Annotated in this window: 19 protein-coding genes; 4 read left to right on the top strand and 15 right to left on the bottom strand. The window is 44.0% G+C overall.

All coding sequences use genetic code 11. The features are described from left to right. Positions 1-30 precede the first annotated feature (30 nt). Both DFP83_RS12300 and DFP83_RS12295 read right to left on the bottom strand, forming a co-directional pair. Complete coding sequence (locus DFP83_RS12300; RefSeq protein WP_110576172.1) at positions 31-1,377, bottom strand: sigma-54-dependent transcriptional regulator; 1,347 nt, start codon at positions 1,375-1,377, stop codon at positions 31-33. After that, positions 1,364-2,848, bottom strand: a complete 1,485-nt coding sequence (locus DFP83_RS12295) for a sensor histidine kinase (RefSeq protein WP_241971647.1) — start codon at positions 2,846-2,848, stop codon at positions 1,364-1,366. Before DFP83_RS12295 ends, DFP83_RS12300 begins: the two co-directional genes overlap by 14 nt. Before the next feature lie 162 nt (positions 2,849-3,010). On the opposite strand from DFP83_RS12295, the gene DFP83_RS12290 reads away from it, so the two are divergent. Then, positions 3,011-3,397: a DUF4168 domain-containing protein gene (locus DFP83_RS12290; RefSeq protein ID WP_110576170.1), complete on the top strand. Its 387-nt coding sequence runs from the start codon at positions 3,011-3,013 to the stop codon at positions 3,395-3,397. Between the two features lie 115 nt (positions 3,398-3,512). Further along, the gene (locus tag DFP83_RS12285) at positions 3,513-5,159 is read left to right on the top strand and encodes an acetolactate synthase large subunit (protein WP_110576168.1); all 1,647 of its coding nucleotides are present in this window, start codon (positions 3,513-3,515) and stop codon (positions 5,157-5,159) included. On the opposite strand, the gene DFP83_RS12280 is transcribed toward DFP83_RS12285, so the two are convergent. Next, positions 5,156-5,731: a glutathione S-transferase family protein gene (locus DFP83_RS12280; RefSeq protein WP_110576166.1), complete on the bottom strand. Its 576-nt coding sequence runs from the start codon at positions 5,729-5,731 to the stop codon at positions 5,156-5,158. The genes DFP83_RS12285 and DFP83_RS12280 overlap by 4 nt on opposite strands. 14 nt (positions 5,732-5,745) lie before the next feature. Next, positions 5,746-6,633: a cation diffusion facilitator family transporter gene (locus tag DFP83_RS12275; RefSeq protein ID WP_110576164.1), complete on the bottom strand. Its 888-nt coding sequence runs from the start codon at positions 6,631-6,633 to the stop codon at positions 5,746-5,748. 190 nt (positions 6,634-6,823) lie between these two features. On the opposite strand from DFP83_RS12275, the gene DFP83_RS12270 reads away from it, so the two are divergent. Then, the gene (locus tag DFP83_RS12270) at positions 6,824-7,891 is read left to right on the top strand and encodes a hypothetical protein (protein ID WP_110576162.1); all 1,068 of its coding nucleotides are present in this window, start codon (positions 6,824-6,826) and stop codon (positions 7,889-7,891) included. Between the two features lie 209 nt (positions 7,892-8,100). Here DFP83_RS12270 and DFP83_RS12265 read toward each other — a convergent pair whose 3' ends face one another. The 8 genes from DFP83_RS12265 to DFP83_RS12230 all read right to left on the bottom strand — a co-directional run bounded on the left by DFP83_RS12265 (position 8,101) and on the right by DFP83_RS12230 (position 20,500). Beyond that, entirely contained in the window at positions 8,101-9,273 is a 1,173-nt protein-coding gene (locus tag DFP83_RS12265; protein WP_110576160.1) for a PP_RS20740 family protein, read from the bottom strand. 1 nt (position 9,274) lies between these two features. Beyond that, positions 9,275-11,350, bottom strand: coding sequence for an ATP-binding protein (locus DFP83_RS12260; protein ID WP_110576158.1), 2,076 nt, complete (start codon positions 11,348-11,350; stop codon positions 9,275-9,277). A gap of 130 nt (positions 11,351-11,480) precedes the next feature. After that, positions 11,481-12,710 carry a DNA cytosine methyltransferase gene (locus DFP83_RS12255; protein WP_110576156.1) on the bottom strand — a complete coding sequence of 410 codons (1,230 nt, stop codon included), beginning with the start codon at positions 12,708-12,710 and terminating at the stop codon, positions 11,481-11,483. A gap of 138 nt (positions 12,711-12,848) precedes the next feature. After that, positions 12,849-14,441 (bottom strand): Tn7-like element transposition protein TnsE, encoded by a 1,593-nt coding sequence (locus DFP83_RS12250; RefSeq protein ID WP_126753162.1) that lies wholly within the window; start codon positions 14,439-14,441, stop codon positions 12,849-12,851. After that, positions 14,428-15,933, bottom strand: coding sequence for a TnsD family Tn7-like transposition protein (locus tag DFP83_RS12245; RefSeq protein WP_110576154.1), 1,506 nt, complete (start codon positions 15,931-15,933; stop codon positions 14,428-14,430). The genes DFP83_RS12250 and DFP83_RS12245 overlap by 14 nt, the downstream gene beginning before the upstream one ends. A gap of 1 nt (position 15,934) precedes the next feature. Continuing rightward, on the bottom strand, positions 15,935-17,593 hold the full coding sequence (locus DFP83_RS12240) for an AAA family ATPase (protein WP_110576152.1): 1,659 nt from the start codon (positions 17,591-17,593) through the stop codon (positions 15,935-15,937). Beyond that, on the bottom strand, positions 17,590-19,683 hold the full coding sequence (locus tag DFP83_RS12235; protein ID WP_110576150.1) for a Mu transposase C-terminal domain-containing protein: 2,094 nt from the start codon (positions 19,681-19,683) through the stop codon (positions 17,590-17,592). The genes DFP83_RS12240 and DFP83_RS12235 overlap by 4 nt, the downstream gene beginning before the upstream one ends. Further along, complete coding sequence (locus tag DFP83_RS12230; protein ID WP_110576148.1) at positions 19,670-20,500, bottom strand: TnsA endonuclease N-terminal domain-containing protein; 831 nt, start codon at positions 20,498-20,500, stop codon at positions 19,670-19,672. The genes DFP83_RS12235 and DFP83_RS12230 overlap by 14 nt, the downstream gene beginning before the upstream one ends. A gap of 98 nt (positions 20,501-20,598) precedes the next feature. Here DFP83_RS12230 and DFP83_RS12225 point away from each other — a divergent pair, with 98 nt between their 5' ends. Continuing rightward, entirely contained in the window at positions 20,599-21,513 is a 915-nt protein-coding gene (locus DFP83_RS12225; RefSeq protein ID WP_110576146.1) for a hypothetical protein, read from the top strand. Positions 21,514-21,977: 464 nt separating this feature from the next. Here the strand turns inward: DFP83_RS12225 and DFP83_RS12220 are convergent, their stop codons facing one another. The 3 genes from DFP83_RS12220 to glmU form a co-directional block, all read right to left on the bottom strand. Continuing rightward, positions 21,978-22,376 carry a hypothetical protein gene (locus DFP83_RS12220; protein ID WP_110576144.1) on the bottom strand — a complete coding sequence of 133 codons (399 nt, stop codon included), beginning with the start codon at positions 22,374-22,376 and terminating at the stop codon, positions 21,978-21,980. A 112-nt stretch (positions 22,377-22,488) separates the two neighbouring features. Then, positions 22,489-24,321: a glutamine--fructose-6-phosphate transaminase (isomerizing) gene (gene glmS / locus DFP83_RS12215; RefSeq protein WP_110576142.1), complete on the bottom strand. Its 1,833-nt coding sequence runs from the start codon at positions 24,319-24,321 to the stop codon at positions 22,489-22,491. Between the two features lie 2 nt (positions 24,322-24,323). Beyond that, positions 24,324-25,691 carry a bifunctional UDP-N-acetylglucosamine diphosphorylase/glucosamine-1-phosphate N-acetyltransferase GlmU gene (glmU, locus tag DFP83_RS12210; RefSeq protein WP_110576213.1) on the bottom strand — a complete coding sequence of 456 codons (1,368 nt, stop codon included), beginning with the start codon at positions 25,689-25,691 and terminating at the stop codon, positions 24,324-24,326. Between the last annotated feature and the right edge of the window lie 19 nt (positions 25,692-25,710).

The raw sequence follows: 25,710 nt of genomic DNA, 5'->3' as shown, positions 1-25,710 counted from the left end.
CGTGTGTACTCTGATGCCTCTATTACGCTTTTAGCTTTCAGATTGATCAGTCTGACCGTCCAACCAACGATAAAGCGTGCGCCGCGTAATACCTAAAATTTCAGCCGCTTTCTTTTTATTACCCCCGACATGATCCATAACATCCTGAATATATGCGTCTTGGTGTGCTTGTAACGTATGCCAGTGCGGCTGCGTATCCGCCGTTGGATCACGCACCTCCAGCATACGCTCAGGTAAATCGTCGACTTGTAAATGATGTGATTGAGCAAAGGTCACTGCGCGCTCAATCGCATTCTGTAACTCTCGTACGTTGCCAGGAAATCGATAACGATAGAGCACATCGAGTGCATCGGTATCAATATCAGTAATACGTTTACCGGCTTTTTCTGCGTACACGCTAATAAAATGATGAGCTAAACGCTCAACATCTTCGCCGCGCTGGCGCAATGCAGGAACCTTCACACTGAAGGTTTCAAGTCGATAAAACAAGTCTTCACGAAACTCGCCATCACGCACGCGCTGCTCTAAATTTTGATGGGTGGCGGCAATAATACGTACATCAACTTGTTCTTCCTCATCGCTACCGACCGCTCGCAAGGTTCCTTCTTGTAGTACCCGAAGAAGTTTAGCTTGCAATGCCAGCGGCATTTCACCAATCTCATCAAGTAACAGCGTGCCACCATCAACCTGTTTAAATAGCCCCAAACGTTTACCTTGTGCGCCAGTGAACGCGCCTTGTGTATGACCAAAAAACTCGCTTTCCATAAGTTCAGAAGGAATACCCGCACAGTTCACGGCTTGAAAAGGCTTGTCACGCCGATCACTGAGTTCATGAATAGCGCGAGCAACCAATTCTTTACCGGTTCCCGATTCACCCGTAATAAGGACGCTTCCACCCGCAGTCCCTAAGCGTTCAATTTGATGATACAGCTTACGCATTGCAGGACTTTGACCAATCAGTCCCGCAGGGCCTTTCTGTTGTGACTTAAACCGGGTTAACTCTTGTTTCAGTAAACGGTGTTCTAATACTCGCTGAACGCTGAGCAGGAGATGCTCAACATCAAGAGGCTTAGTCAAAAAGTCAGCCGCCCCTTGCTTTAACGCATCAACCGCCTGATCGACTGTGGCGAATGCAGTAATCAGGATAAGTGCTGGCGCACCCGCCTCATTAACGTGTTCTAGTAGCGATAAGCCCGAAGAGCCGGGCAAGCGTATATCGCTGACAATCACATCAACCGGGGGGCGTTCACTTTGATACTCCTCCACCGAGGGATAAGCAGAAACGATATACCCCTCGGTCTCAAGCTCCTCAACAAGTAACTCACGAAGTGCAGAGTCGTCCTCGATGACAGCTATCTGCGCTTTACTCGATATCATTCGGTTCTCCTGTTCTGAAGGCTGCGTGCGGAAGCGATAGAATGACACAGCACCCACCTTCTGGGCGGTTCTCAAGTTTTAGCTCGCCCTCATGGTCGCTCATAATATGTTGCACAATGGTCAGCCCCAATCCTGTTCCTTCACCTGTCGTTTTGCTGCTATAAAAGGGCGAGGTCGCATGCGTTTGAGCGCGCTCAGTGAGACCCTCACCATCATCCATAATCATAATTTCAGTTGCACGCGGAGTACGGCTGACAACAATACATACTTCCGATTCAGCGGCTTGATAGGCATTACGAAGTACATTGACTAATGCCAGTTCCATGCGCGATATATCCACCCGACACGTGTCATTACCTGAGTAATCGAACACACAGTGAATATCATCGTGCTCTAGCTCAAAACTAATGCTTGTTTGAGCACGCTCAATGAGTGTCTTAATCGCCACATCTTGGCGTTCACTCACGGGCGTCCGAGAGAAAGCAAGTAACTGATTCACAAGCCGTGTTAAACGATGAACCTGTCCACGAATCGCTTGCAGTTGGCGCTTATCGTCGTCCGCCGTTGCATGTCTCAGCAGTTTTTTCGCTCGGTTATCGATTACCGTAAGTGGTGCACCTAATTCATGCGCTACGCCACTGGATACTGAACCTATCGCGGCCATTTTCTCTTGTGCTCGTAGCGCTTCATTCAAGCGCTGTTCTTCCTGTCGTCTATCGCGAATCTCGTGTTCGGCACGCGTAATGGCTTCGAGCATTTCATTCAACCCTTGGCTAATTGCCACGATCTCGCTCGGACCTTGGGTATCAACACGCACATCGCGGCGACCATCGGCCACCTGCTGCATGATATTTCGTAGATACAATACATGCCGACCCACACCACGGTAGTGACCAAAGACCAGCACCGCGATAGTCACCACTGCAAAAATAAACCAACTGATCCAAGCCACTTGGCTCAGTTGTTCAAACCGTTCATCAAAATCACTGGCTCGCCGATTAATTTGCAGAAGCCCAATAATACGTCCTCCACGATCCACGATGGGGAGAAACTGAGAGAACACCTCACGACCTTCAACTTGGCGATAATCATCTTGCGACACCCCAGTTTGCACCGTTTGCCGTGCTAACCAGCTATCGGATAGGTCAGTTTCTGTAACACCCGCTTCAGCGACCTGCTGGCCATTTACATCGTAAACCGAAGCGCCGTAAACGCGACCAATATTAAATACTGAATCTAAGTTAGCTTGTACCGTCGCGAGATCGTTGTTTAACAGAGCATCACTGATCGGCAAGCTAATCGCTCGACCAATCAGTTTAAGGTCGGTCTTTAAACGTTCCTCTTCTTGTTGCCCAGCGATATTCAAACCAAACGTAATCGCGGCGCCCGACATAAAGAGCATTGGAATCACGACATAAAGCAGCAATCGGCGCTGAATACTTGAGAGTGGCAAAGTGTATCTTTTTGTCACGTTACCTCCTTTGTGTGTATCAAAAGGATACATAAGAAACGGTAAATTTTCCTTGTATGATTTTCGATATTTACTTTTTCTATATATTTCAAACGGTTATAAAGTTGGCACGATATTGGCTTTAGTAGAAGTGAGTAAATTTTTGAACAACAGGAGTTCACCATGAAAAAGACAATGATTGCACTTGCATCAGCTATGACATTGGCTACTACTGCAGCAGCGGCGCAAACTCAAGACAATGCGGCGCAAAATCAGATGGCTCAGCAACAAGCTCAACAAGAAATCACTGAAGGTATGTTGGTGAAGTTTGTTGCAGCAATGGAAGACGTTCAAAAAGTGACGACTAAATATCGTGACAAATTCCAAAATGCTGAGAACCAAGAAGATGCGCGTAGCATTCAGCAAGAAGCGCAAAAAGAAATGATCGCGGCGGTTGAGGATTCTGGCCTGACTCCACAACAGTACAACATGATTATTCAACGTGCGCAAAGCGATGAAGGGTTGCGTACTCGTCTTCAAGACATGACTTCAAGCGAAGATAACTCTTAATCGAGTTTAACGCTGTATAACGAGGGGCGGTCCTAGTCACCGCCCTTTTTTGATCATAATTGCCCGTCACCACGTAACACTTCAATATTCATACGAATTTAAAAGGAGTGTCTTAGTGAAAGCGGCAGACCTCATGGTAAAAGCGCTCGAGAACGAGGGCGTTGAATATGTATTTGGGATTCCAGGAGAAGAGAACCTCGACCTACTCGAGTCACTTTCAAAATCATCCATCGAATTAGTACTCACTCGACACGAACAAGCTGCTGGCTTTATGGCGGCAACCTATGGACGCTTAACTGGCAAGCCTGGTGTCTGCTTATCGACCCTTGGGCCCGGTGCTACCAACTTAGTCACTTCGGTCGCGTATGCGCAGCTTGGCGCGATGCCAATGGTCGTCATTACCGGTCAAAAACCGATAAAAGACAGACCACAGGGTCAATTTCAAATTATTGATGTCATCGACATGATGACGCCGATTACTAAGTACACACAGCCTATCATCAGCGCTAAAACGATACCTTCACATGTACGCGAAGCATTCCGCCGTGCAGAAGATGAGCGCCCTGGTGCCGCACACCTTGAGCTGTCTGACGATATTGCGGCCGAAGAAGTGGATGCCACACCGATTACGCCGAGCTACTCTCGCAGACCAATTACCGAACATAAGTCAGTCGACTATGTCCTCAAACTATTGAAAGAGGCTAAGCATCCGCTGATTGTCATTGGCGCAGCGGCAAACCGAAAAATTACTGCGAAAATGCTCCGCGCATTTGTCGACAAGACGGGTATTCCTTTTATCACGACACAAATGGGCAAAGGCGTCATCAATGAGGACCACCCACGTTGGTTGGGTAATGCGGCGGTTTCGGATGGTGACTATCCCCATCGCGCGATAGAGCAAGCGGACTTAATTCTTAATGTCGGACACGACGTCGTCGAAAAACCGCCGTTCATGATGAAGCCTGATCAGCGTAAGGTGGTTCACATTAACTTCCAAGGCGCGCAAGTCGATTCTGTTTACTTCCCACACGCCAGCATGATCGGCGATATCGGTAACAGTATCTGGCAGCTTAAAGAGGGCATCGAGCCACAGTCACATTGGGATTTCGAGTTCATGCTGAAAGTACGTGAACATATGCGCGACCACACCGATGAAGGAGCGCATGACGAGGCTTTCCCCATGTTACCGCAACGCTTGGTAGAAGAAGTGCGAGAGGTCATGCCGGACGACGGTATCATTGCCCTCGATAACGGTATCTACAAAATTTGGTTTGCCCGCAATTATCCAGCGCGCCAGCCCAACACCGTTTTACTCGATAATGCGTTAGCCTCGATGGGAGCAGGCTTGCCGTCAGCAATGGCAGCGAAACTGGTTCATCCAAACCGCAAAGTAGTATCCATCTGTGGGGATGGTGGCTTTATGATGAACTCGCAAGAAATCGAAACCGCTGTCCGCATGAACCTCGATCTGGTGGTGCTTATCCTCAACGACAGCGCATACGGTATGATCAAATGGAAGCAAGAGCACATGGGGTTACAGAACTTTGGTCTGGACTTCAAAAACCCAGACTTTATCAAGTATGCGGAAGCCTACGGTGCTAAAGGCTATCGATTGAATGCTACCGAGGAGTTACAACCACTGATGCGCGACTGCATGGAACAAGGTGGTGTTCACATTATCGACGTCCCCGTTGATTACTCACGTAACGTAGAGCTTCTCAACGAGGAAATCCCAAAACGCGCAAAAGCAATCCAAGCCTAATCTTTTAGGCTTGGATGTGTATCAGCGAAAATAGGGTAGTCGTTAATTTTATCTAAAAATGCCTGCAGCTTGGGGAATTCGTCGAGCGAGAGCAATGAACGAAATAATCCCCAGCTCAGGAAACAACCGAGACGCAGTTCACCATCACTGAAAGGATGAGGCCCTTCGTACGCCACTGCGTGGTCACGGCGCTCCAGTAACGCAAGTATTTCATGAACACGTGCTTGCTGGCGCTTCATGTAGCCGTTGTTTTCTGGCGTCACGCCCTCTTTACTCAGCAGGAATAAGTTAATCGTCGCGTCCATCGCTGTATTGACCAAGCAATACTGGTCATAGTCTGTAGTATCCGCAAAAAAACGTTCGCCATTCTTTTCACGTACATACTTTAATATGCTCGACGAATCAAAAAGCCGTAACTCATTATGATGCAAGAAGGGCACCTTCTTTGCTGGACTCAATTTTGCACTCATATCGTGGTCGGTTTCAGTGAGCGAGTACGCGATGCCCGTTTCTTTAAATACGATCCGACAGTGACGTACATACGGTGAAGTATAGCTTCCAAACAATTCCATAAATCGGTCTCCTATTAATGGTCTCGACAGGGTTCGTCGGGATACTCAAGTTCGATTGTCGTATGCGCCAAATTAAACCCTTGTAGCGCTTCAGAAATTCTCAATTTCAGCTGAACACGTTGTGCCGCGGTAAGCTCACGCGCAACCACAATATGCGCCGTTAATACGTGACGCTCCCCATCAAGCGACCAAAAATGAATATGGTGGGCATCTTTAACGTCATCTAGTTTTATCAGTTTTTCTTGAATGGCGATATAGGCTTCTTCGCTAGGCGACGCTTGCACAAACAGTTTTACAGTCGAGGCAAGGGTACGGATTACATTCAACAATATAAACAGGGTAAAACCGATAGATAACAAAGGATCCAGAATGGGCCAATTAACAAAATACAGCACGATTGAAACGATCAATACCGCGACCCAACCCAACACATCCTCAATTAGGTGCCAGTTTAAGACACGTTCATTTAGCGTCTCACCCGCGCTTAATTTAAAAGCCGCATAACCATTCACTGCAACCCCAAACACTGCCAAGCCAATCATGCCCTCGACAACCGGCATAACAGGATCCAATAACCGAGGAATAGCGGTATAAAGAACCCATATCGAGCCAGCAATAAGAATAACCGCATTGATAAAGGCGCCGACCAACGACAGCCGTTGATAACCGTAAGTGAATGTTTGGGAGGGATCGCGCTTACTAAATTTATTAAGTAACCAGGCGAGTCCAATTGATAAGCTATCACCTAAGTCGTGCACCGCATCAGCTAAAATCGCTGTACTGTTGGTTAACACGCCACCAATAAACTCAATAATGGTAAAGCCTAAATTAAGAAAGAACGCCCATCCAATTCGGTTTGACGACATATCGTGGTGGTGGTGATGGTGATGATCGTGACTCATAAACTCCACTTCTTAATTCAGTGAAACGGACAACAGAGCATATGTTGACTAAGTAGCTACTATGACACGATAGCATGCATATGCGAAGCGCATCATTCAGAGAGGCAACCCGATAATGATGTCATTTAATGCTGACAAAACAGTATTACTATCGTAATGTATCTTTAATGTTACAAAAAGAGAAAGCACAATGCGCAAAATTCTTCTACTCGGACTGCTTTTAGCCAGCTTCAACTCACTCGGCAAAACACTTGAAACACCTACTTATCTTATCCAATGCCAAGATTGCACTACCCCTCAGCTGCGCGACTGGTTCTTTAACACGATTGTTGTTAATACAAATGAAAACACCGAAAAAGAACATCAAGCTATCTACTCACAATACCGCATCATCGTACATCGACCGGACTCATCTCATTATGACGCCTTTAAGGTGACCGCACCCGTAACACGCTTAATGCAGGGTGATATTAAACCAGAAACCTTTAACGTTTCAGAAACCTCTTATACAAACAGTGAAACGTACCTCGCTACTCAGCTATTTGCTTATGCCGAGCAACTCGATAAGCAATTAGATCGTATTGGCGACCAATTAAGTCGCTCATTTGAGGCTGCGGATGAATACCAGCAATGGCTTAACTCGAATAGCACACAAGCTAACAGCCACGTCTGCTCAAAGGATCCTCACTATCTCGGATTAACGTCTTTCTTTTCTGTCGACGCGCGTAACCAGTTACAACAACAAGCGAATCAACTGTTCAACCAAATCGACTTCAACATCGAACCGACGACGATAAAATTAGCCAACCAGTCTCGTTTTATTAAGGGTACATTCAACCAGTCGTCGATTTACTTAGTTAAAGGACCGGCACCCAATAAATCGACAGTATCCTTAACCTTTGCCGATCCAGAGGACACTAAAAGCTCAGCAGAAGCAGCGTTTCTCCTCATATTAGATGGCGACACGCTGACTATTACCCCAAGTGAGGCACTCACTCAGTTAGGCAATAAAAACCTGAGTCTTTTCGAGGATTTTGGTGGGGAGGTTTCGCCATGTGCTGTTGCCGCAATGAGTAACTATCAAACACCTAAAAAAGTAAGACAAACGCAGAAAGAGCCTACGCTTGCAGCCAATGTTAATCCTGATAATCCCCATTTATGTGCATACATTTATGGCAAACAAGATGATACTCGTAGAATGATTTTGGGCGCAACATGCAAGGCCGCGCCCAGTGGGGCTGATATAGTTGATTTATAGTGTGGGCCACTGTGGGCGGACATTAAAGTTCTTAAATAAAAGACTAGAAACAACGATCTTTAAGGCTAAAAAGCATAAAATTGACAATAAAGATCTAAAAAAAAAGTTTAATCAGTTACTCGAGTAAGCTAAAAAAACATTAAAGATCTTAACTCCTATCACACAAAATTAGTTTTTATATGAATTTCTTTTATAATCAGCCAAACTCGCTAATCAAAATCGTATCCATACTCCTTCATTTTGTTATAGTATTCACCGGTTTCATAACCACATTCTTTAAGCAACTCTACAGTTTGCTGAGCATATTTTAATAGATCAGCCTTATTCTCAGAAAGGTGTTTATCAACATCTAGCGAGGTACTTATCTTATCGATAGCTTTAGTTGCAGATTGAAACTGAGAAAAAGAAAGATCTCTTTTTTCCTTCACTCCTTCAACTAAGCCCAAACTATCCGCTTGGGTAACGTCCTCCTTATAGAAGCGAAAGACAAAAGAATGCATATCAGACACATCCGAATAGAAATCAATTTTATACTTAAATGAACTAACTAATTCAACTTCATGTTCATGTTTGTAACTTTCCTTTATAACCCAAAGTACTAAAGAAATTTGCAGGAGAGTATTAAAATCTGACTCCCTTTCAACGGATGATAAAGCTTCACTGGTCTTGAAAGCTTCATAAATTTCCGAAAAACAATCTTCAACCTTTTGCGATACAGGTTGGTGCTTTAAATATTCGGTGATTATTCTTTCGAATTTCGTAACAATCCCCTCAACTTCTCCACCTCTATTAAGTCGTGTTGTGAGACAAAACAACCAGGGGGTACCCGTCAAATGTGCCATCTGATGGCTTAATAAGAGATAGATAGCACGCAGCGACGAAGCCTTAATAGCTGAGTTACAAAAATCCAAATTTATAAAATGATAGTTTCCAAACTTTTTAATACGATTCCAAGCCTCGGATCTAGCGTTCGCAAGTTCTTCAAACTTAAACTGATCAACTTTAGAATTACCGGAAATATCTTCGGTATCTAATAGCTTGGTTAAACTGACTTGAGCCGCACCATAATCATAAACGGAGTCTACGAATCCATGAACCCCAAGCTTTTTTCCTTTGAAACTGCTTGAACCCTTTAATTCCCGACGTAAAAAATTAACATCTAACAAATCCCCACCGGGCAAACCAAAATAATTCACCGTATCTACATAATTATAGGAGGACCTCTCTAATATACGTTTGATTTGGTCCAACCACTGCCAATCCCTTATTAGTTGCTTTCTAGGCTTATGCCAAGGTTTAAACTCTGATTTATATTCAGAACCCGTTTTCCCAAAAACTTCATCATCATCAAAAAGCGAGTTGTTCGATTTAAAAAAGTTCATATTAAACCTCGACCACTAGCACTTCGATGATATCTGATAACATTTGTTCTTGCTGACTAACAGTCAAATCAATTAATAAATTATATGATTCTAGTATATTTAATACTGCTCTAGATTTTTCTATTACATTTTCTTTCTTTTTTTGACTATTTATTTCATATTTTTTTAATAGTTCATCGAGACGTCTTTTTGAAAAAACATAGTTATCTATCGTTGTTTCGTTATCTATTAAAGATATCGTTTCTTTATTACTAGCTTCATGATTCTGAATGATTAAATCAGACCTTTCATCTGGATCTCGATTATTTATTATAAAGCTACGTTTAACTACATTTTGAATTTCACTTATAAACTTTTTCTTCGCAGTATCACTTGCCTTCTCGTTAATTTCTCTTTTCAAATATTTATATTTATTAACGACCTGACGAATGGCGCTATGAAGCCAACGTACTATTATTTGATAGTGAGGATGTGCAACGTTAAAAGATTCTCTGTCTATATTTAGTGCTGAGTCCAACCCCTTAGTCACGAAAATCTCTGCTGTTAGCTGACTTTTAATTGTCTGTTCGGCTACTTGATGTTTCATAAATGTCTCATCAAAAAGGATTCCGGAAGCATCATGAACTCGTACTAAAACCCCGTTATGATCTCTTGGGCTAACTTTTGGTGTCCACATCAAGTATGCTTCAAATTCCAACTCTCCTCCAGTATCCTTTATACTTTTATCGGTAAGGCTTGGTGCATACTTACCTATAAACATTATCGGCTTCTTAATTTTTGCTTTAGATTCGGGAAGGTCTTTAAATTTGAGAGGCCGATAAAGTTTAATATCATCAACTATAACGTTGAATTTTGATTTTTCACCATGAGATTTAAGCCCAAGATTATCCCCAATGTTAAACTCAGGATCTAGTTTTCCCTTTATATCTATAGCTTGACCAGATTTTTCATTATTTATTACGTATAAATGCTCGAATTCTGACTCCATATGCTCAAATGGGTGTTTTTCAATGTAAGGAAGCGGAACAGACAACCCGAGAGTCCATATAGCATATAAGTAATTATCAAGTATTTGTCCTAGCTTGGGACTAACGGCATTCTTAGTTTGCTCGAGAATAGCTTCATATAGACATTTGAAACGCTCATTTTTATCGGTCTGATTTGTCCAAGGCAGGGAGGGATTTCTGCTAAGTTCACTTTTATAAGAAGATAAACCATTTTCATCATATGATAGGTATCCCACATGATAATCTGGTAATATCGCTTTCGCAGAGTTATTTTTTCTAAGAGTATCTTTACTTTGAAGTAGAATATCTAAATCCGATTCAAAATCCAGATTTGAAACTTCATCTATATAACTTTCGAAGTTTGGATCAGTTTCATTTTGTGTTTGCGACCATCTATCTATACTTCTCAGCTGATCTTTCGCACTTTGCTTTAAGTTTTTTAGTATTATGTCTGTGCCATGAGCAGTTATGTTATCAGTTTTTTCTGTCCAAATGTCGACCTCGCCTGTTTGAAAACTTTTACCTCTATCAGATGAAGTTGAATCCACTTCTTCTAACTCATCCGAGTAATTAAAAAGCTCAACCTTTGCTCGTGAGTAAAAGTCATCTCCCTGTTGTTTTGTTATGACTTCAAAGCTTCTAGTTAATTGAGCAACACTAAACAAACCTATTCCGATTTTTCCGATCAGTTTTCTTTTTTTCTTCAAACTACGAGTATTATCTGAATTATCAGTAACATTTAAATCTCGTCCTTTATTGGAGCGTTTTGCACTACCACCAATATGATGAATCATATTTACTAATGCATCGATAGACATACCATTGCCATCATCTCTAATGGTCATTGTATTGAATCGTGGAACGTCGGTATCAATGTATACGTTTTCTGCATCAGCATCATATGCATTGGATATAAGCTCGCGTAATGCAGAGCTCGGGAACCGATAAATACCATCCGTTACGCGCGCCAAGACCTTATCATCAGTGCGCAGCTTAGTGGATTGCTTCTGCCCTTCTTTCAGCTTAGCTACAATTTCGTGTTCTTTTAATTCTTCTGACGCGCTGCCCATAAAGATCCTGAGAATTCATTATCACTTGAAAATATATGTCGAAAATTAGATATCTAGTTAATTACCATGCCCTTCCTTGAGGTCAAGAATAAAAAGGCAACTGTCAACTTACCTTAAATAATCTGTTTTGTTAATTAAATAACTCATTTTCTAAAGAGAGCAACATGTTGCCCAACGCTTCGCCCAAAAGAGGAGGTACTGCATTGCCTACTTGAGTATATCTCGGGCACTCAACGGCTCTTCTGTTACCCCCCGTTGTATATTTACCACGGAATTCAAACCAATCGGGGAATGATTGCAGTCTCGCGTTCTCTCGAACGGTTAATATTCTTGGCTCACTATAATGCAATAAGTCATCAGGGAGAGTGGTTACTGTGCGTGATGCCTGACGACGGTCGAGTACAGTTAGTACTTGCTTTTTCATTCCTAACTCGAGCTTTTGCTCATCGGTTAAAGACTTGCCAGGAGAAACGATTCTTTGAATTTTTAAAAACTTCTCTTTGGTGCTGTCCTTATGTCTCGCGAGTCTCATGCTGTTGGGGGCTCCAGTAAAATTAGAGCGCATCAAACGTAAGTAGTTATTCACATTAGCTGGCTCCGTATAAGCTAGCTTAAGGAATTTTGATTTCTCCCCCCCAGAGTGAGGTATCAACTGACCGTTAGTAGTAGCTAAATCAGAAATTGCATCGTTTACCGGGATGGGAGTCAATGGTAAACCTTTAGTTTGAAGAAAACCCTCTCTGATCTCGTTTAGAATATCAAATGGGTTAATATTTCTATCTCCGATATATTGCTCGCTAACACCTACTAAAATGTACCTTTGCCTTACCTGAGGCACGCCATAATCAGCACTATTAACTAGACTGGAAAAAATGCGATATCCAAGCTGTTCTAAGTGAGATTTTACTATCTCTGCGTATGACAGTTTATCGACCGTTCCATCAGCCTTCTTAAACTTAGTATTAAAACCTTTTACGTTCTCAAATAATAGATATCTGGGCCTTACTAAATTGACAGTTTGAATATACAGCTCAGAGAGTTTGTTTCTGGGATCATCTCTATTACGACGTCCGGCTAAGGAGAATCCTTGGCATGGGGGGCCACCAACTATAGCGTCTACGTGGCCTCGCAAGCCTCGAATTTCCGTAGAGAAGTTTTCTAATAGTTCTTCTATACCCAAGTGCTGCTTTGGAAGCCAATCAGGCCAATCAAAGTGCGTATCTTCACCTCTTAACAAATTATGTTGAAAGGTTCCAAATGCATCAGGGCTTTTTTCAACTGCAAACCTTCCTTCAAAGCCCGCATTTTTGAGCCCCAATGACAGTCCGCCGCATCCTGAGAAGAGGTCGATATATCGCACGTTTTGTATCCGAGTTAGTAGATTCTAGAAGAGTTTACAACAACCGGGAAAAATTTCCAGGTTTGGCGGACATAAACATAATAGTTTTTTAATATCAACTACTTTTAACTCTATTGAGTCCGAAGTTCTCTAATGAATTTAAATCAAGTTCAAAAACTTTTCACTCCAGACATGCAGCTTTTCAGTAGGAATATTTCCATTGCCAGCTCCTTCATTACTTGGATGGCGCACACTTGAAACACTTTTCTCGTCGAACTCGCTTTTTATAACAGATGTGGGCCAACTCAGAGTTTTCTCAGTGATACTCTCGGTTAATCTACTCCAAACCTCTTGCAGCCTGATTCCACTCACTCTAAAAACTTTTGATGACAGTTTACTAACGCCATCTGACGTATCAACCTCCAGAATATACGCATTTCGTCCCTCAAAGCTCACCTCAGCGCAACAAATGACCCTAGGCTCACCGTTCTTCAATAAATGCTTTTGACCTCGTCCTGACTGCGGCAGAGCTGTTGTCTCTTTTGACAACAAAGTCACTCCGTTTTTCTGAAGCAGTTCCAACATATGGTTAAAAGCCTCAAAGCGACTCTCACACATTCGGCTTAAATCAGTCGCGTCATTAGGTCCTGAAAAGTCAGCCGCCGGAAGTTTCCCGCCCTCCGTGGGTTCATCGCTACTGACTTCTTCGCTGGCAACTTCATTGGGTTCAGGGTTCGAAGCTCCTTTATCACTATCGACTACCTCATTCACTTTGGCGGTTTGGGTATGCCCAAGGAAATTAATGGTATGGGTGTCGTTTCTCAAAATAACGGGTTCGTTATTATTCGATGCAGTTTCATCATCATTGATTTCATGCTCTTCGGGGCGCTGTGTCCACGGAGAACCGTTTGGCGTGCCTCCATTTCGTTTATTTTCATAGCGTTTAAACGAATCGTGCTGGAACAGTACTCTATCCGGCAGGCTTCCGTGAAAGGTTAAATCGGTAATCTCTTCTACAAAGAACTTATTGTTGGTTTCATCTACTCGACCATGGAAGGTAAAAAACCAACCGAGCATTTCAGGCGGTTCAAATGAAAACGTCCACATTTCCCAGCCGTTATTCACTCTGGAATACTGCTTATAGTGCCGAAAAATGCTTTCAAATGACTTACGAGCGTTACGGTCTATTAACAGCCAAGCCAACATCCGCCGAGTACCAGCATCATCAAACGCTTTTTTTGGAAAAGTGGATAGCTTTAAGACATTAACAATCACTTTTCCCTCGTTTAAACGCTCCTGGACGTCAAACTCATGCGCTAATGTTTCAGAGGTAAGTGCCGCTCGGCACAAATAGCTCGAGTGTAAAAACAAAACACGGGCAAGCTCTAGCTGTGGAATGATAAAACTTGGCTTCCCGGGCGTTTCAATCAGGAATCCTTTTTGACGCGCTTCTACTTTTGCAAGTGACGCGTAGGCGAACTCCGGAAACTCGTTCAAATTGCATTCACTAATTATTGAATCTCGTGTGATAGAGCAAGAAGCTCTGTCACGCTTAGGTTTTTCACCTGTGGCGTTCAGCACCCGCCCCCGGGCAAGCATGGGTAAGTTAGAGAAGGCGGCATGACGCTTATTCTGTATCGGACTCAACCAAACATTAATACGCCAATATTTTGCTGTCGTGCTTCGGAAGAGATCGCCCAGATGCAGCAGTTCCGAATTGTTCTCAATATTTTTAAATCTAGTGTCTGACACGAAGAATGACCTCTCTTAAAAAGTTATTAGCTTCATCAGTAATCCGCTCGATACTTAATCCAGCCAGTCGCAACAGACGCCAGTGAGCCAGCTCTTCATGCTGACGCAGAAGTTGGTAAGCAGTGTAAGTCAGTCTTCTTATTTGATAATCCGTTATGGATTCCGAGTAAGTATCAAGACAGTGATTTAATATTGGGAGCTTAGTGAGCTTTTTAGCAGATGAACGACCATGGGGAAGGTGGTTAATCAACCAAAGTTTAGATAACCGGGGAGAGCTTAGATCAGAGTCCTTTTCTGCTATAAGCTCTAAGCATCGCCGCGTTAATGCTAAGTCACGGTAATGCCAGTTTATCGGTTTATGCCCGTTACGTTTCCGTCTCCTGCCTGCATTAAAGTCTATTAACCATTTCCTATCATGCCGATAAAGCCATGCATAAACGCCTCCTTCAGCACGCCTCGCTTCCTTTATTTCTAATCGTCGCAGTAGTGATTGCCACTTCGTTCGATAGATATCGACTTGCCCTTTGGTCTTTTGCTTAACAAGACGGCGAATAGGTACGACCCGCTTTTTCTTTACTTCATGGATCGTTTCCGCGACCGTCCCCTTCAATTTTAATGCTTGCCATACCATTAAGTGCTGCAAGGCACTGAATGATTTCCGGTGTTTACGGAAAATAGTTTTCAGCCAGTTCGTGTCATTTTTGACGTCAAAGTCTAAATTAAGCTCTTGAAGAACAGAGCTCGGAAAACAGGACAATAATGCTTCGGCTATCTTCTCATGGTCTGCGTAGCGCCCTCTGGTCATCGCATTGTCAGCCGCTAACGCTTGATAAAAAGACGTCCACTGGTCAAATGAAGCGGACTCCATTGCCTGTAGCGATAAGACCTCGTTTGCTGATGAGCACAGCTTAAACAAGCCAGGTGGAGTCTTCCCGGTTACTTCTAGCTCATTTTCTGTAGTGGCAGGGCACAAAACGTAGGCGTGTCTATGCTCTTGCCAACTTTCCGGTAAACTCTTCAGGCATGCGGAACATACGCAGTTATTGAGTCCAGGAATAAACCACCGTCTATCCCAGAAGGTTTCTCCGTAATCCCTGATTTGGTTTTCCATACAGGAGGGGCAAAGACGAAAATGGTTTACTGCCTTTACTCTTGATGCAGCGACACCGAGCATCATATGAACCGCACCATTGCTGAACCCTGACATGAGTTTTATCGCACGCTGTCGAATTGACTCGGGTACGAACGGTGCATAAAAAGGGAATAGGGTATGTTGGTAAATCAGTTTTTCAGCAGAATATTGACCTGTTCTTGCCAAGTGTTGGCTGATCTTCTCAATATGGCTGGGTAAATCTAACGTTGATATCACCTTACGGTTGCCAAAGATTTCATCGAGCAACTGCTTAGGGCTGGAAATGGCTTCATTAACGCCTGTCCTCGCTATGACACTGTAAATCAGTTCATTAGGATAGGGGACAGGGACATTCGTCATTTCAGCCGACCTTATCCATCCATTTGTTCATCGGAAATATGAGCCCGGACGATTTAAGCGTTTCATAAGCTTCGTCTTTGGAACTGCTTTGCGAAGATAAAAACCTCAGGTCTTCTGTCGGTAGCGTATGCCACTCATCTTTTTTCAGGCGCTTAGTCTTTTGCTTTTTGGGTGGCGCTTTTACGTCATCATGCTCTGGAGCAGATAACCACGACGATACAATGGGCAATAGTTCCTGAAGCGATGCGTCAGGATGTTCTTTGAAAGCCCGCTTAATCGTTTCAAGAAGCAGAGAGCTATCATCGTATCCAAACTGACTGAGCATCATATACAGTCGTTTTTCATCGTCCGACACCAGCTCATCAATTTCATCCGAGGCAATCGACGCTTCATCAATCTGGGACTGCAATTCAAGTAGGCGTTTATCCGTATCCTTTAACCGTAGGTCTGAGTACTCCGCTATTTTTTCTGCGTCGTTCGAGCGAAGTGCTGCCAGCATAGGATGCACCGGGCCCAATTCATCCTGATAGACTTGTCGCAATAAGCCGGAGGTTATGCGCTCTATTCCTGTCGCAATGGCTCTTAACTGAGCTAAGACAAATAACTTAACAACAATATCCAGTACGCCCTGGCTTAAATCGTACCAAGTGTTTCTGATGTCATCCGTTAACAGCTCATCGCGATGTTTGAGCCATTGAAGCTTCCAAAGTTTGTTAGTGAATGCATGCCATTCGCCCCGGCGACCATTGGACTGATATTTTTTCATTGGCTCCCAAAAAATCGCGCCGAATCCCGCACTACGTCTTGCTGAGCGCAAGTCGACTTCAAATATCTCTTTTGCTTTTGGGGTGCCCACGAGAACAACCGGTAAACCAATGGTATTTACCAGTGTGACAAAGAAATTCAGCATTTTCTCAGAGCCACCTGACTTTGATCGGCTCAAATGCTGGATCTCATCAATAATAAGAACACCCAGGGCATGCGAATTGGCAATTTGCGCCATAATAGCCAGCATGTTCTCTACACTATGTCGCTTCATACCGTAGCGTTGTTCATAGTGAGTATTAAGAACCCGATCTAACGCTCTGAAAAAGTTCTGACAAATACCTTTAAGAGAGCCATCAAACGAACAATCAACTTTTAGGTAAACGACCTGTTCAAGATTATAGTCCGGATGGTAAATGACTTGGGGATAACCAGAGAGTACCCGGCCGATGGTCGTCGTTTTGCCACTGCCAGAGCAACCAATAATCGACATACTTTGAGCGGTTGATTTCACCTCATCAAAGCGAAAGGCCGATAGGTCGCCCGTTAATAATCGCTCGTAACCGTTCTGAAGGTGCTTTTGTCTTGATCCATTTTTTGGATTGCGGCCAACATAACCACCACGGATCATAATGGACAGCTTCTCTTCCAGTTGCACGTGTGTTGATAGCGGTTGAAAGAACTCATCTGTGAGACGGCTAATTGAGTGGGCTCTGACGTGTCCCGAAGCAAGTAAGTCTTCCGGTCGACAATGAGCATCAATTTTCAAAGACTCAGCAATATCTTTTACCGACTTTATCGGCGGTAAAGCCTCAATAAGAGGGTTGCCTCGGTAACTTTCGACGCCTGTATCATGATAACCGGCTGTGATTGATTCAATGCCACCAAATGTCATGAGTTCGGCTCCGAGTCATCACCAAACAGCTCTGAGAGATAATCAGGATAATCGTAAGTCTCATCATTTGAGTGCTTAATCGGAACCACTTTTGCCGGTTCTTTCTTATTCTCTCGTTCTGGGCGAACTGCAGTATCCCGACGCTCTTGTTCTCTGGCTTCAGCTTTATTTTTCTTTATGTTGCGAATACGCTCAGCATCACTGCTTTTTGACCCTCTACCACCCTTGGTCGCTTTTTTAACCTTATCTTCAATAAGCTGATCAAGTTCCCGGGCTTTAGGCGCGTATCCCTTTTCAGCTTTTGCGTGAGCACCTTTGATGATTTGCTGCCTCTCCCAAACTTGCTTCCAGGTAAGATCTCGAAACTCACGGCTTCGAGTCGATAAATCACAAATCCAGAACAGTTTCTTACCCACTTCCGGAAACAAATAAATATGGTTAGCGCTTCCCGGGTCGTAAGCAGCCATAAGGCCTTTCGGTCTTTTAACGGATGAGTCCCGATGCATCCATCCGGCTTCAATCAGTTCCCGGCCGGTATATGTCAGACCCCAAAGTTTTACGCCCTGCTCGGAAACCGTAACTTTCTTCCTGGGCAATAAAACGATCCGGGCAAGGTTCACATCAACATTTCGAAGTTTACCTACACGGTTCTGAATGCCCCAGTTCCAAAGGTGTATGGGAATTGAAGGAACATCTTCCGGAATGTCCGCTGCCCGGTCATACTTTTTCATGGGCTTATGCAGGTTGTGATTAATAATGGCGTTAAGCATTATTTCAGTGAAGTCGCTCATTGAGATTTTAGCTTCCGCACGATAATCACTCTCACCGTGTTTTTTGATCCGGTTTCCTTCAACAACACCCGGTAAATAGGGTTTGAAGGTGCCCTGAATAGTCTTAAAAAAGCGCTCAACTATACCTTTAGCATCACCACGACGGGGTGGCGCACTCTCCAATCGAACGCCTAACCCTTCAATAAGGTACTGAGCCTGATGGCTCATTAACTCACCTCTGTCGGCTAGAACAACATCGGGCAAACCAACTGACGGCCAGTCTTCCGGCGAAATATCGATACCGAACTTCTTGCACACTTCGGTTTTATCGCCAAAACTGGACGTTAAAGCCTTCATCGCAACCACATAAGACGGGTTATCTACACCTATGTAAAATCCCGCTACCATTCGACTAAAAACATCAATCACCATGTATATGGTTGGTCGCCCAATGACTTTCTCGGAATCGTCATCATCGACTAGGTAGATATCAGCTATTGTTGCATCAATTTCGTAACGGCTCCCTGGTCCTAACGCTTGCTCGGTTGCTGTGCCATGTAATGGCCTTATATCTTTGCGGTAGTTAGTTACTGGAGTTTGTGCAATAAGCTTGTCAGTTCTTTCGTATTCACTAAGATAAAAATGCTGAAACTGCCGATAGGTCGGTATCTGCTCTTCGCTGGCATCGGGATTTGCGAACTTATAAGCCGAAGCAAACTTCCGGTACGCATAGCTGACAGACATATTCTTGTCGTTAAGTAGCACCGTTTCTATCGTGCGCCGGAACAGTCGCCGTATATCATCATTTAACGGCACCGTGGTTCCCGGGGTGTGTATTCGACGTTGCCCGGGTGTTTTGTCTTTGAAGTTTCGAGGCTTACCAGCCGCACCGGAGTTCTTAAAGTCGGGAAGCAGCGCATTTTTAAGCTGCCCTCGTTGCCAGTACCGTCTCAAGTATTTGTAGAGTGTGGGAACACTGACTTCTGATTCTTCAGCGGCACCTTTCAGAAGAGCTGCACGCTCTTTTTTAAAATACATTTTCTCATCTGCGATGATGTCTTTAATCGCTTGGTAAGCTTTTTCACGGTGTTTGTAGTCAGAGCTGCCATCTTCCGGCGTGAGTACCTGAAGTTCAGCGAAAGGGTCATCAACACGAATGAGTTGGCCGGAAGCAACTAAGTCTTCAAGTACATCAATATACTCTGAGGTGGGTATTCCTTTATTCTCATCAATGCACAACCAAACAAGCCGGGTGCTCTCGACGAATAAGATGCGGTACCGCTTGTTGTCATATTCAACAACATCATTAACTCGCCACATTCACCGCGCCTCCCAAGCTCTCTAACTCGTGACACGTAAAATCCTTTCCACTCAGTTTTCTGAACGGCTTTCTGACATCAAACGTAATAACCCGGGATGCGCAGAGCACTCTTAAATCATAAAGTGACTCACCCAGCTCAAGATCATAAGCTCGGTCAATGACCTTACACAACTCAATAATATTGAGCCCCAGGTTATCCGCGACTACCGCTTTAAACATCGCAAGACTCGACGCCGTGAGAACCTTGTCGCCCGACTCCAGCTCTCCTTTAACAACATACAGCCAGTCAATATTTGCCTTGGCCACTGGATCAATTTCACGCTCAGTAACGAGATACCAGGGAAGCTCCTTTTGCTTCCAGTAACGACGTTCAATCTCTAGCTTCTCGATAGTGCGGGCATCACCAAAGTTATCCGTATACTTGGCTTGTAGCACGAATTTGGGCTCTGATTTGTCTGTGGAATCAACTAAAAAGTCTGACGACATGACCGTATCGACGCCATTGTTGGCAGGGTGAGGTAAGTTATTTTCCCGGGCGATATCCCGCGTGTCATCGCGAATCAGAGGGAATTGTTCACGTATATCAGTAACGGAAGGGTTGTTATCAAGCAGAAGGAATACAGCAAATTCGAGATCAGAAAGTAGGTGGTGGATGCGTTTGGTAAGGTGAGAGTAGACCTGTCGGGATCGGCCTAAAGATGGAACTTCATCGACCCGCACCCAAGGGCTATAGTCTGCGCCGGAGCCAGATCCGCGTCCTTCCTTTATTCTTTTCGCAATCTGCGCCTCGCTCAGCGAGTATTTTGATTTTGCCATCTCATCAACTCGATTTGCTTTGTTTCAGCATAACTGAGTTTCTATCTTTATCAAGGTAAGCTATCTTTAGCTCTAAGTTACTAATTTTTGGATCTTTTATGCAGAAGATAACAATACTAAAGCGTGGTTTCAGACAAACTGTGGAAATTAGCAAACGAGATTTTGCCGTACTTAAAAGCTCACATAAGCGAATATCAGAAGTATCCAAGTTGGCAAATCAATACGCGGTATTCAAAACCAACCTAAACTCGTTTGAACGAGAAGTTATCTCGCACGCGATTGACGTAAAACAGAGAGATTTTAACGAGTTTATAATTAGCAATGAAATTTTTGCGCGAGCAGATCATATACTTATCTCACACTTGGCTGCGTTTATGCGTTTCCCAGAGCTACTGCCCTCTCATCTAGCAAAAATATTCAGCACTCAATCAAAAAAATGGGCTATAGAGAAAAGGTCAGCTTTATACGATACCCCCTGCACTTATTACGCATTTCTGTGTGAACTAAGAAACGCCATAATTCACTCGAACGTTGCATTGGTTGTTGATGACGGCGTAAAAAATATGGAGTCTAGCAGCATAGGACTCTCTACTTTTGGGTACTTTATTGACTTTGAAAGATTTTTGAGCGAATCCGTCGATAAACCTAATAAAAGAGAAATACTAACCGGTATGAAGGAAGTGCTCTGCAACAAAAAAGGGCGAGTAGACCTAGTTAAAGCACTTTCAACATGTTCACGTTCAATATTCAAAGAGTTAGTCGAGCCTACAGTATCCGAAATTAAAGCTGTACTTAAATTAAATATCGATTCTATCGAGCAAGTCCTCATTACGAATGAACTGCCAAGCATGCTAGAAATGGCTTCAGAAGATTTACAAGATTATTTAGTATTAAGTAGCGACGAATTAGAAATATCCAAAATAGTGATTAAACGGACAGAAAGAACCCTATCTGAATTGACTGCCCACAAACCAATTCGTCTAATATCAATCGCGCCTTCTTTTCAGGAATAGTAACCGTCAATTCGGAAACTTATTCTGGACGCACATTACTCTCGCGATCTTCTCAGTCCAGCATAGCCAGATTCCCGCTTTAAACGACTACAAACTCTGAACCAGATTAAATAAGCAGGCCAAGAAAAAGTCGCATCTTCATTGGAGCAATTTTATTCCTTTGGTAACAACTTACAATTGATCAAATATTGAGCTACCTTTAAATTTCAAATCAATCTAAGGAAATTCACAATGAAAACTCAACCTTGGCATGCTGTAAATTCTGATGTTTATCACGACAACACCAAATGCACTGAGGGCAATAACATCGAGACTCGCAATAGACGACAAGGAACAGGAGGCAAAAGAAAGTGTAATCGATGCAAAGAATTAGATTAACGAATGAGGGCGTTTTCGCCCTCAACCTTTCTAATCGAACTAAAAATAAATATATTTCTGACAAATTGGCAACACACTATCACGCTCTACCTTCGCTTAATGGTTCCGTAATCACGAGCTTTAATTACGCCTGAGGAATTTTTACCGTAGTTTATTATTTTCCTGTCGGTCAAGTATGAAGGGATTGTGTAACGGCTCCACTCAGTCTTATCCAAATCTCTTAGCTTTTCCATTACCAGAAACTTCCCTGAACGGCTCCATGATGAAATTTCACCAAGTTCATTCAGATGTGATTTCATCTGATACAGGACAATTTCGTTCCAATTGGTCAAATGAGATGGCACTTTGACCACCTTTAAAACAAGGTCATGATCTGGAATATCATAAACATCTCTTGTAGTTCCACTTCCAATCTTTCGACAAAGTTGCCACAGAACCTCAAACTCAGAGTCAGGAGAATTCTTTTTAGGTATGGTAATTGACATTAAAATCTCCACTAGCAAGAATTTAATAACTTTAATGTCTCATTTAAGATCTTTAATGTTTATTAAGAACTTTAATGTACGCCGACAGCCACACCCTCAAACTCAGTGACGGTTATTCAACCGTCACTGACTTCGCAAGGTTTCTTGGTTGATCGACATCCGTGCCTTTAATGATGGCCACGTAGTACGACAACAACTGCAGAGGAATGGTGTACACGATAGGCGCAATGACTTCATCGCAGTGACAAACATTTAAAACGTTCATCGTGTCATCACTGGTAAAGCGTGCGTTCTTATCAGAGAACACATACATAATGCCGCCACGGGCGCGCACTTCTTCAACATTTGATTTAAGCTTCTCGAGCAACTCGTTGTTAGGTGCAACGACGATAACCGGCATTTCTTCGTCGATCAGTGCTAATGGACCATGCTTAAGCTCACCCGCTGCATATGCCTCAGCGTGAATATACGAGATCTCTTTAAGCTTCAAGGCACCTTCCATCGCAATGGGGTACTGGTTACCGCGACCTAAGAACAGGCTGTGGTCTTTGCTGGCGAAATCGGGGGCAAGTGCCTCGATTTCAGTGTCCAACTCGACTGCTTCCTCAAGCTTAGCTGGCAGTGTTTGCAGCGCCTTCACGATAGCTGCTTGCTGTTGTTCATTCATACCACGGTACTTACCAATCGCCACGGTAAGCATCAATAAACCAGTAAGCTGGGTAGTAAACGCCTTGGTTGATGCCACGCCGATTTCTGCACCAGCACGTGTCATAAATGCAAGATCGGATTCACGCACCATAGATGACGTTGCCACGTTACAAATCGTCAAGCTGCCGCGATAGCCCATTTCTTTTGAAAGACGAAGTGCAGCCAATGTATCGGCGGTTTCGCCACTTTGCGAAATGGTCACGAGCAAACTGTTAGGGCGGACGAACGACTGGCGGTATCTAAATTCAGATGCGATCTCGACATTACACGAGATATTTGCCATTGATTCGAGCCAATACTTAGCCACCATTCCAGCATGATAACTGGTGCCACAGGCAATAATCTGGACATGCTCAATGGTTTTAAACAAGTCCGCAGCGCCTTCGCCAAACGCATCATCAAGCACTGTCGTTTCCGATAGACGACCTTCCAACGCATTACGCACAGCGATAGGTTGCTCATGAATTTCTTTTAGCATGAAGTGACGATATTGGCCTTTACCACCCGCATCGTAATTGACATCAGAATCAATGACTTCGCGCTCAACGGCTTCGTTAGCACTATCGTAGATCTTGATATCAGAGCGGTTAATGTCCGCTACATCACCTTCTTCAAGGTAAATAAACTTGCGCGTGACAGGGAGCAACGCTAACTGATCCGAAGCAACAAAGTTTTCACCAATACCAACACCGATAACAAGCGGGCTTCCTGAACGAGCAACAACCAGTCGTTCTGGGTCTTTAGTGTCCATCACCACAGTGCCATAGGCACCCTCGAGCTGCCTTACCGCTGCTTTTAAGGCATCAAGCAAATCGTTGTGGGTCTTGCGCTCATGGTGGATCAGGTGAGCAATTACTTCGGTGTCAGTCTGGCTTACAAACTCGTAACCCAACGCTTGTAATTGCTCACGTAAAGTCTCATGGTTTTCGATGATGCCGTTATGCACCACTGCAATTTCGTGTTCTGATAGGTGAGGGTGGGCATTACGCTCGGTCACGCCACCATGGGTGGCCCAACGCGTATGCGCAATACCAATAGTGCCATCAACAGGGGTTTCATCAATGGCATCCGCTAATGCTTGTACTTTGCCGGTACGTTTAATCGTCTGTAAATGCTGCGACTTATCAATAACAGCAATACCAGCCGAGTCGTAACCACGATACTCAAGTCGTTTTAGACCTTCTAGTAAAATTCCGCTAACACGTCGTTCCGACGTCGCTCCTACAATACCGCACATAATTATTGTTCCTTCTTTTTGGGTCGTTGCCAGCCATCAATATTTCTTTGCTTTCCACGAGCGACTGCCAAGTGGCGATCATCAATATCCCGTGTAATCACTGAGCCAGCGCCAACCGTTGCATCCTTGCCTATGGTTACTGGCGCTACTAACGAACTATTTGAGCCGATGAACGCACCATCGCCAATAATTGTTTTCGATTTATTAACACCATCATAATTGCAGGTGATGGTGCCCGCGCCAATATTTGCATTGCGGCCGACTTCCGCATCACCTAAATAGGTTAAGTGACTGGCTTTCGAGCCTTCACCTAAACGTGATTTTTTCATTTCAACAAAATTACCTACTTGCGCACCATTCTCGAGGATAGCCCCTGGACGTAAGCGCGCGAAAGGACCAACTTGGCAACCGGTTTTTATCTGTGCGTCTTCAATATGGCTGTTCGCTTTAATGCGGGTGTTCTTGCCAATCCGACTATTTCGAATAACGGTATTTGGTTCGATTACAACACCGTCTTCGAGTTCAACATCGCCTTCAAGCACCACGTTAACATCAATCACCACATCATTGCCGACGGTGATTGTTCCGCGGCAGTCGAATCGAGTAGGGTCCATCAAGGTAACGCCCTCGGTCATCAGTCGCTCGGCAACACGACGCTGATACGCACGTTCTAGAGCCGCAAGTTGAATACGATTATTCGCACCTTCGACTTCGGTTGTTTCACTCGGATGAGTCGACGCAATCTGTACATTCTCTGACGCCGCCATTGCGACAATATCAGTAAGATAGTATTCGCCCTGAGCGTTATCGTTAGAGAGGGCACTTAACCACCGCTTGAGCGCATCACCTGAGGCTACCATGATACCGGTATTCACTTCATTAACACTTAGCTGCTCTGGATTTGCGTCTTTTTGCTCGACGATTCCAGTTACATGACCTGACTCATCACGAATAATCCGCCCATAGCCGGTGGGATCGTCCAGTTTCATCGTCAACAAACCTAAATCGGTTTGTGAGCTTGCTACAAGGAGCTGCTCAAGTGTTTCAGGCTTCAATAAAGGAACATCACCGTATAAGATCGCCACTTTTTCATCGGCTTGCAATTCATCGCTCACTTGCTGAACAGCATGACCCGTGCCGAGTTGCTCCTTTTGTTCATTCCAGTGCAAAGATGCATCATTAATGGCTTCTTTTAATAGCTCCCCACCATGACCATAAACAAGATTAATGGCATGAGGATTAAGGCGCTTTGCGCAATCAATAACATGCTGCACCATCGGCTTATGGGCCACCGTATGTAATACTTTTGGAAGACTTGAACGCATCCTTGTTCCTTTGCCTGCTGCCAAAATGACTACGCGAAGCTTCATATGCATTGCACCCTTACTG

Source organism: Idiomarina fontislapidosi, from assembly GCF_003226255.1.
Lineage (GTDB): Bacteria > Pseudomonadota > Gammaproteobacteria > Enterobacterales > Alteromonadaceae > Idiomarina > Idiomarina fontislapidosi.
This window is presented reverse-complemented; position numbering and strand designations above follow the sequence as displayed.

Bases quoted from the DNA above. Each gene is read 5' to 3' on its own strand.
- DFP83_RS12230 (WP_110576148.1), bottom strand. From the start codon at position 20,500: ATGGCAAAATCAAAATACTCGCTGAGCGAGGCGCAGATTGCGAAAAGA.
- glmU (WP_110576213.1), bottom strand. From the start codon at position 25,691: ATGAAGCTTCGCGTAGTCATTTTGGCAGCAGGCAAAGGAACAAGGATG.
- glmS (WP_110576142.1), bottom strand. From the start codon at position 24,321: ATGTGCGGTATTGTAGGAGCGACGTCGGAACGACGTGTTAGCGGAATT.
- DFP83_RS12290 (WP_110576170.1), top strand. From the start codon at position 3,011: ATGAAAAAGACAATGATTGCACTTGCATCAGCTATGACATTGGCTACT.
- DFP83_RS12300 (WP_110576172.1), bottom strand. From the start codon at position 1,377: ATGATATCGAGTAAAGCGCAGATAGCTGTCATCGAGGACGACTCTGCA.
- DFP83_RS12260 (WP_110576158.1), bottom strand. From the start codon at position 11,350: ATGGGCAGCGCGTCAGAAGAATTAAAAGAACACGAAATTGTAGCTAAG.
- DFP83_RS12220 (WP_110576144.1), bottom strand. From the start codon at position 22,376: ATGTCAATTACCATACCTAAAAAGAATTCTCCTGACTCTGAGTTTGAG.
- DFP83_RS12265 (WP_110576160.1), bottom strand. From the start codon at position 9,273: ATGAACTTTTTTAAATCGAACAACTCGCTTTTTGATGATGATGAAGTT.
- DFP83_RS12245 (WP_110576154.1), bottom strand. From the start codon at position 15,933: ATGACGAATGTCCCTGTCCCCTATCCTAATGAACTGATTTACAGTGTC.
- DFP83_RS12275 (WP_110576164.1), bottom strand. From the start codon at position 6,633: ATGAGTCACGATCATCACCATCACCACCACCACGATATGTCGTCAAAC.
- DFP83_RS12235 (WP_110576150.1), bottom strand. From the start codon at position 19,683: ATGTGGCGAGTTAATGATGTTGTTGAATATGACAACAAGCGGTACCGC.
- DFP83_RS12280 (WP_110576166.1), bottom strand. From the start codon at position 5,731: ATGGAATTGTTTGGAAGCTATACTTCACCGTATGTACGTCACTGTCGG.
- DFP83_RS12225 (WP_110576146.1), top strand. From the start codon at position 20,599: ATGCAGAAGATAACAATACTAAAGCGTGGTTTCAGACAAACTGTGGAA.
- DFP83_RS12240 (WP_110576152.1), bottom strand. From the start codon at position 17,593: ATGACATTTGGTGGCATTGAATCAATCACAGCCGGTTATCATGATACA.
- DFP83_RS12270 (WP_110576162.1), top strand. From the start codon at position 6,824: ATGCGCAAAATTCTTCTACTCGGACTGCTTTTAGCCAGCTTCAACTCA.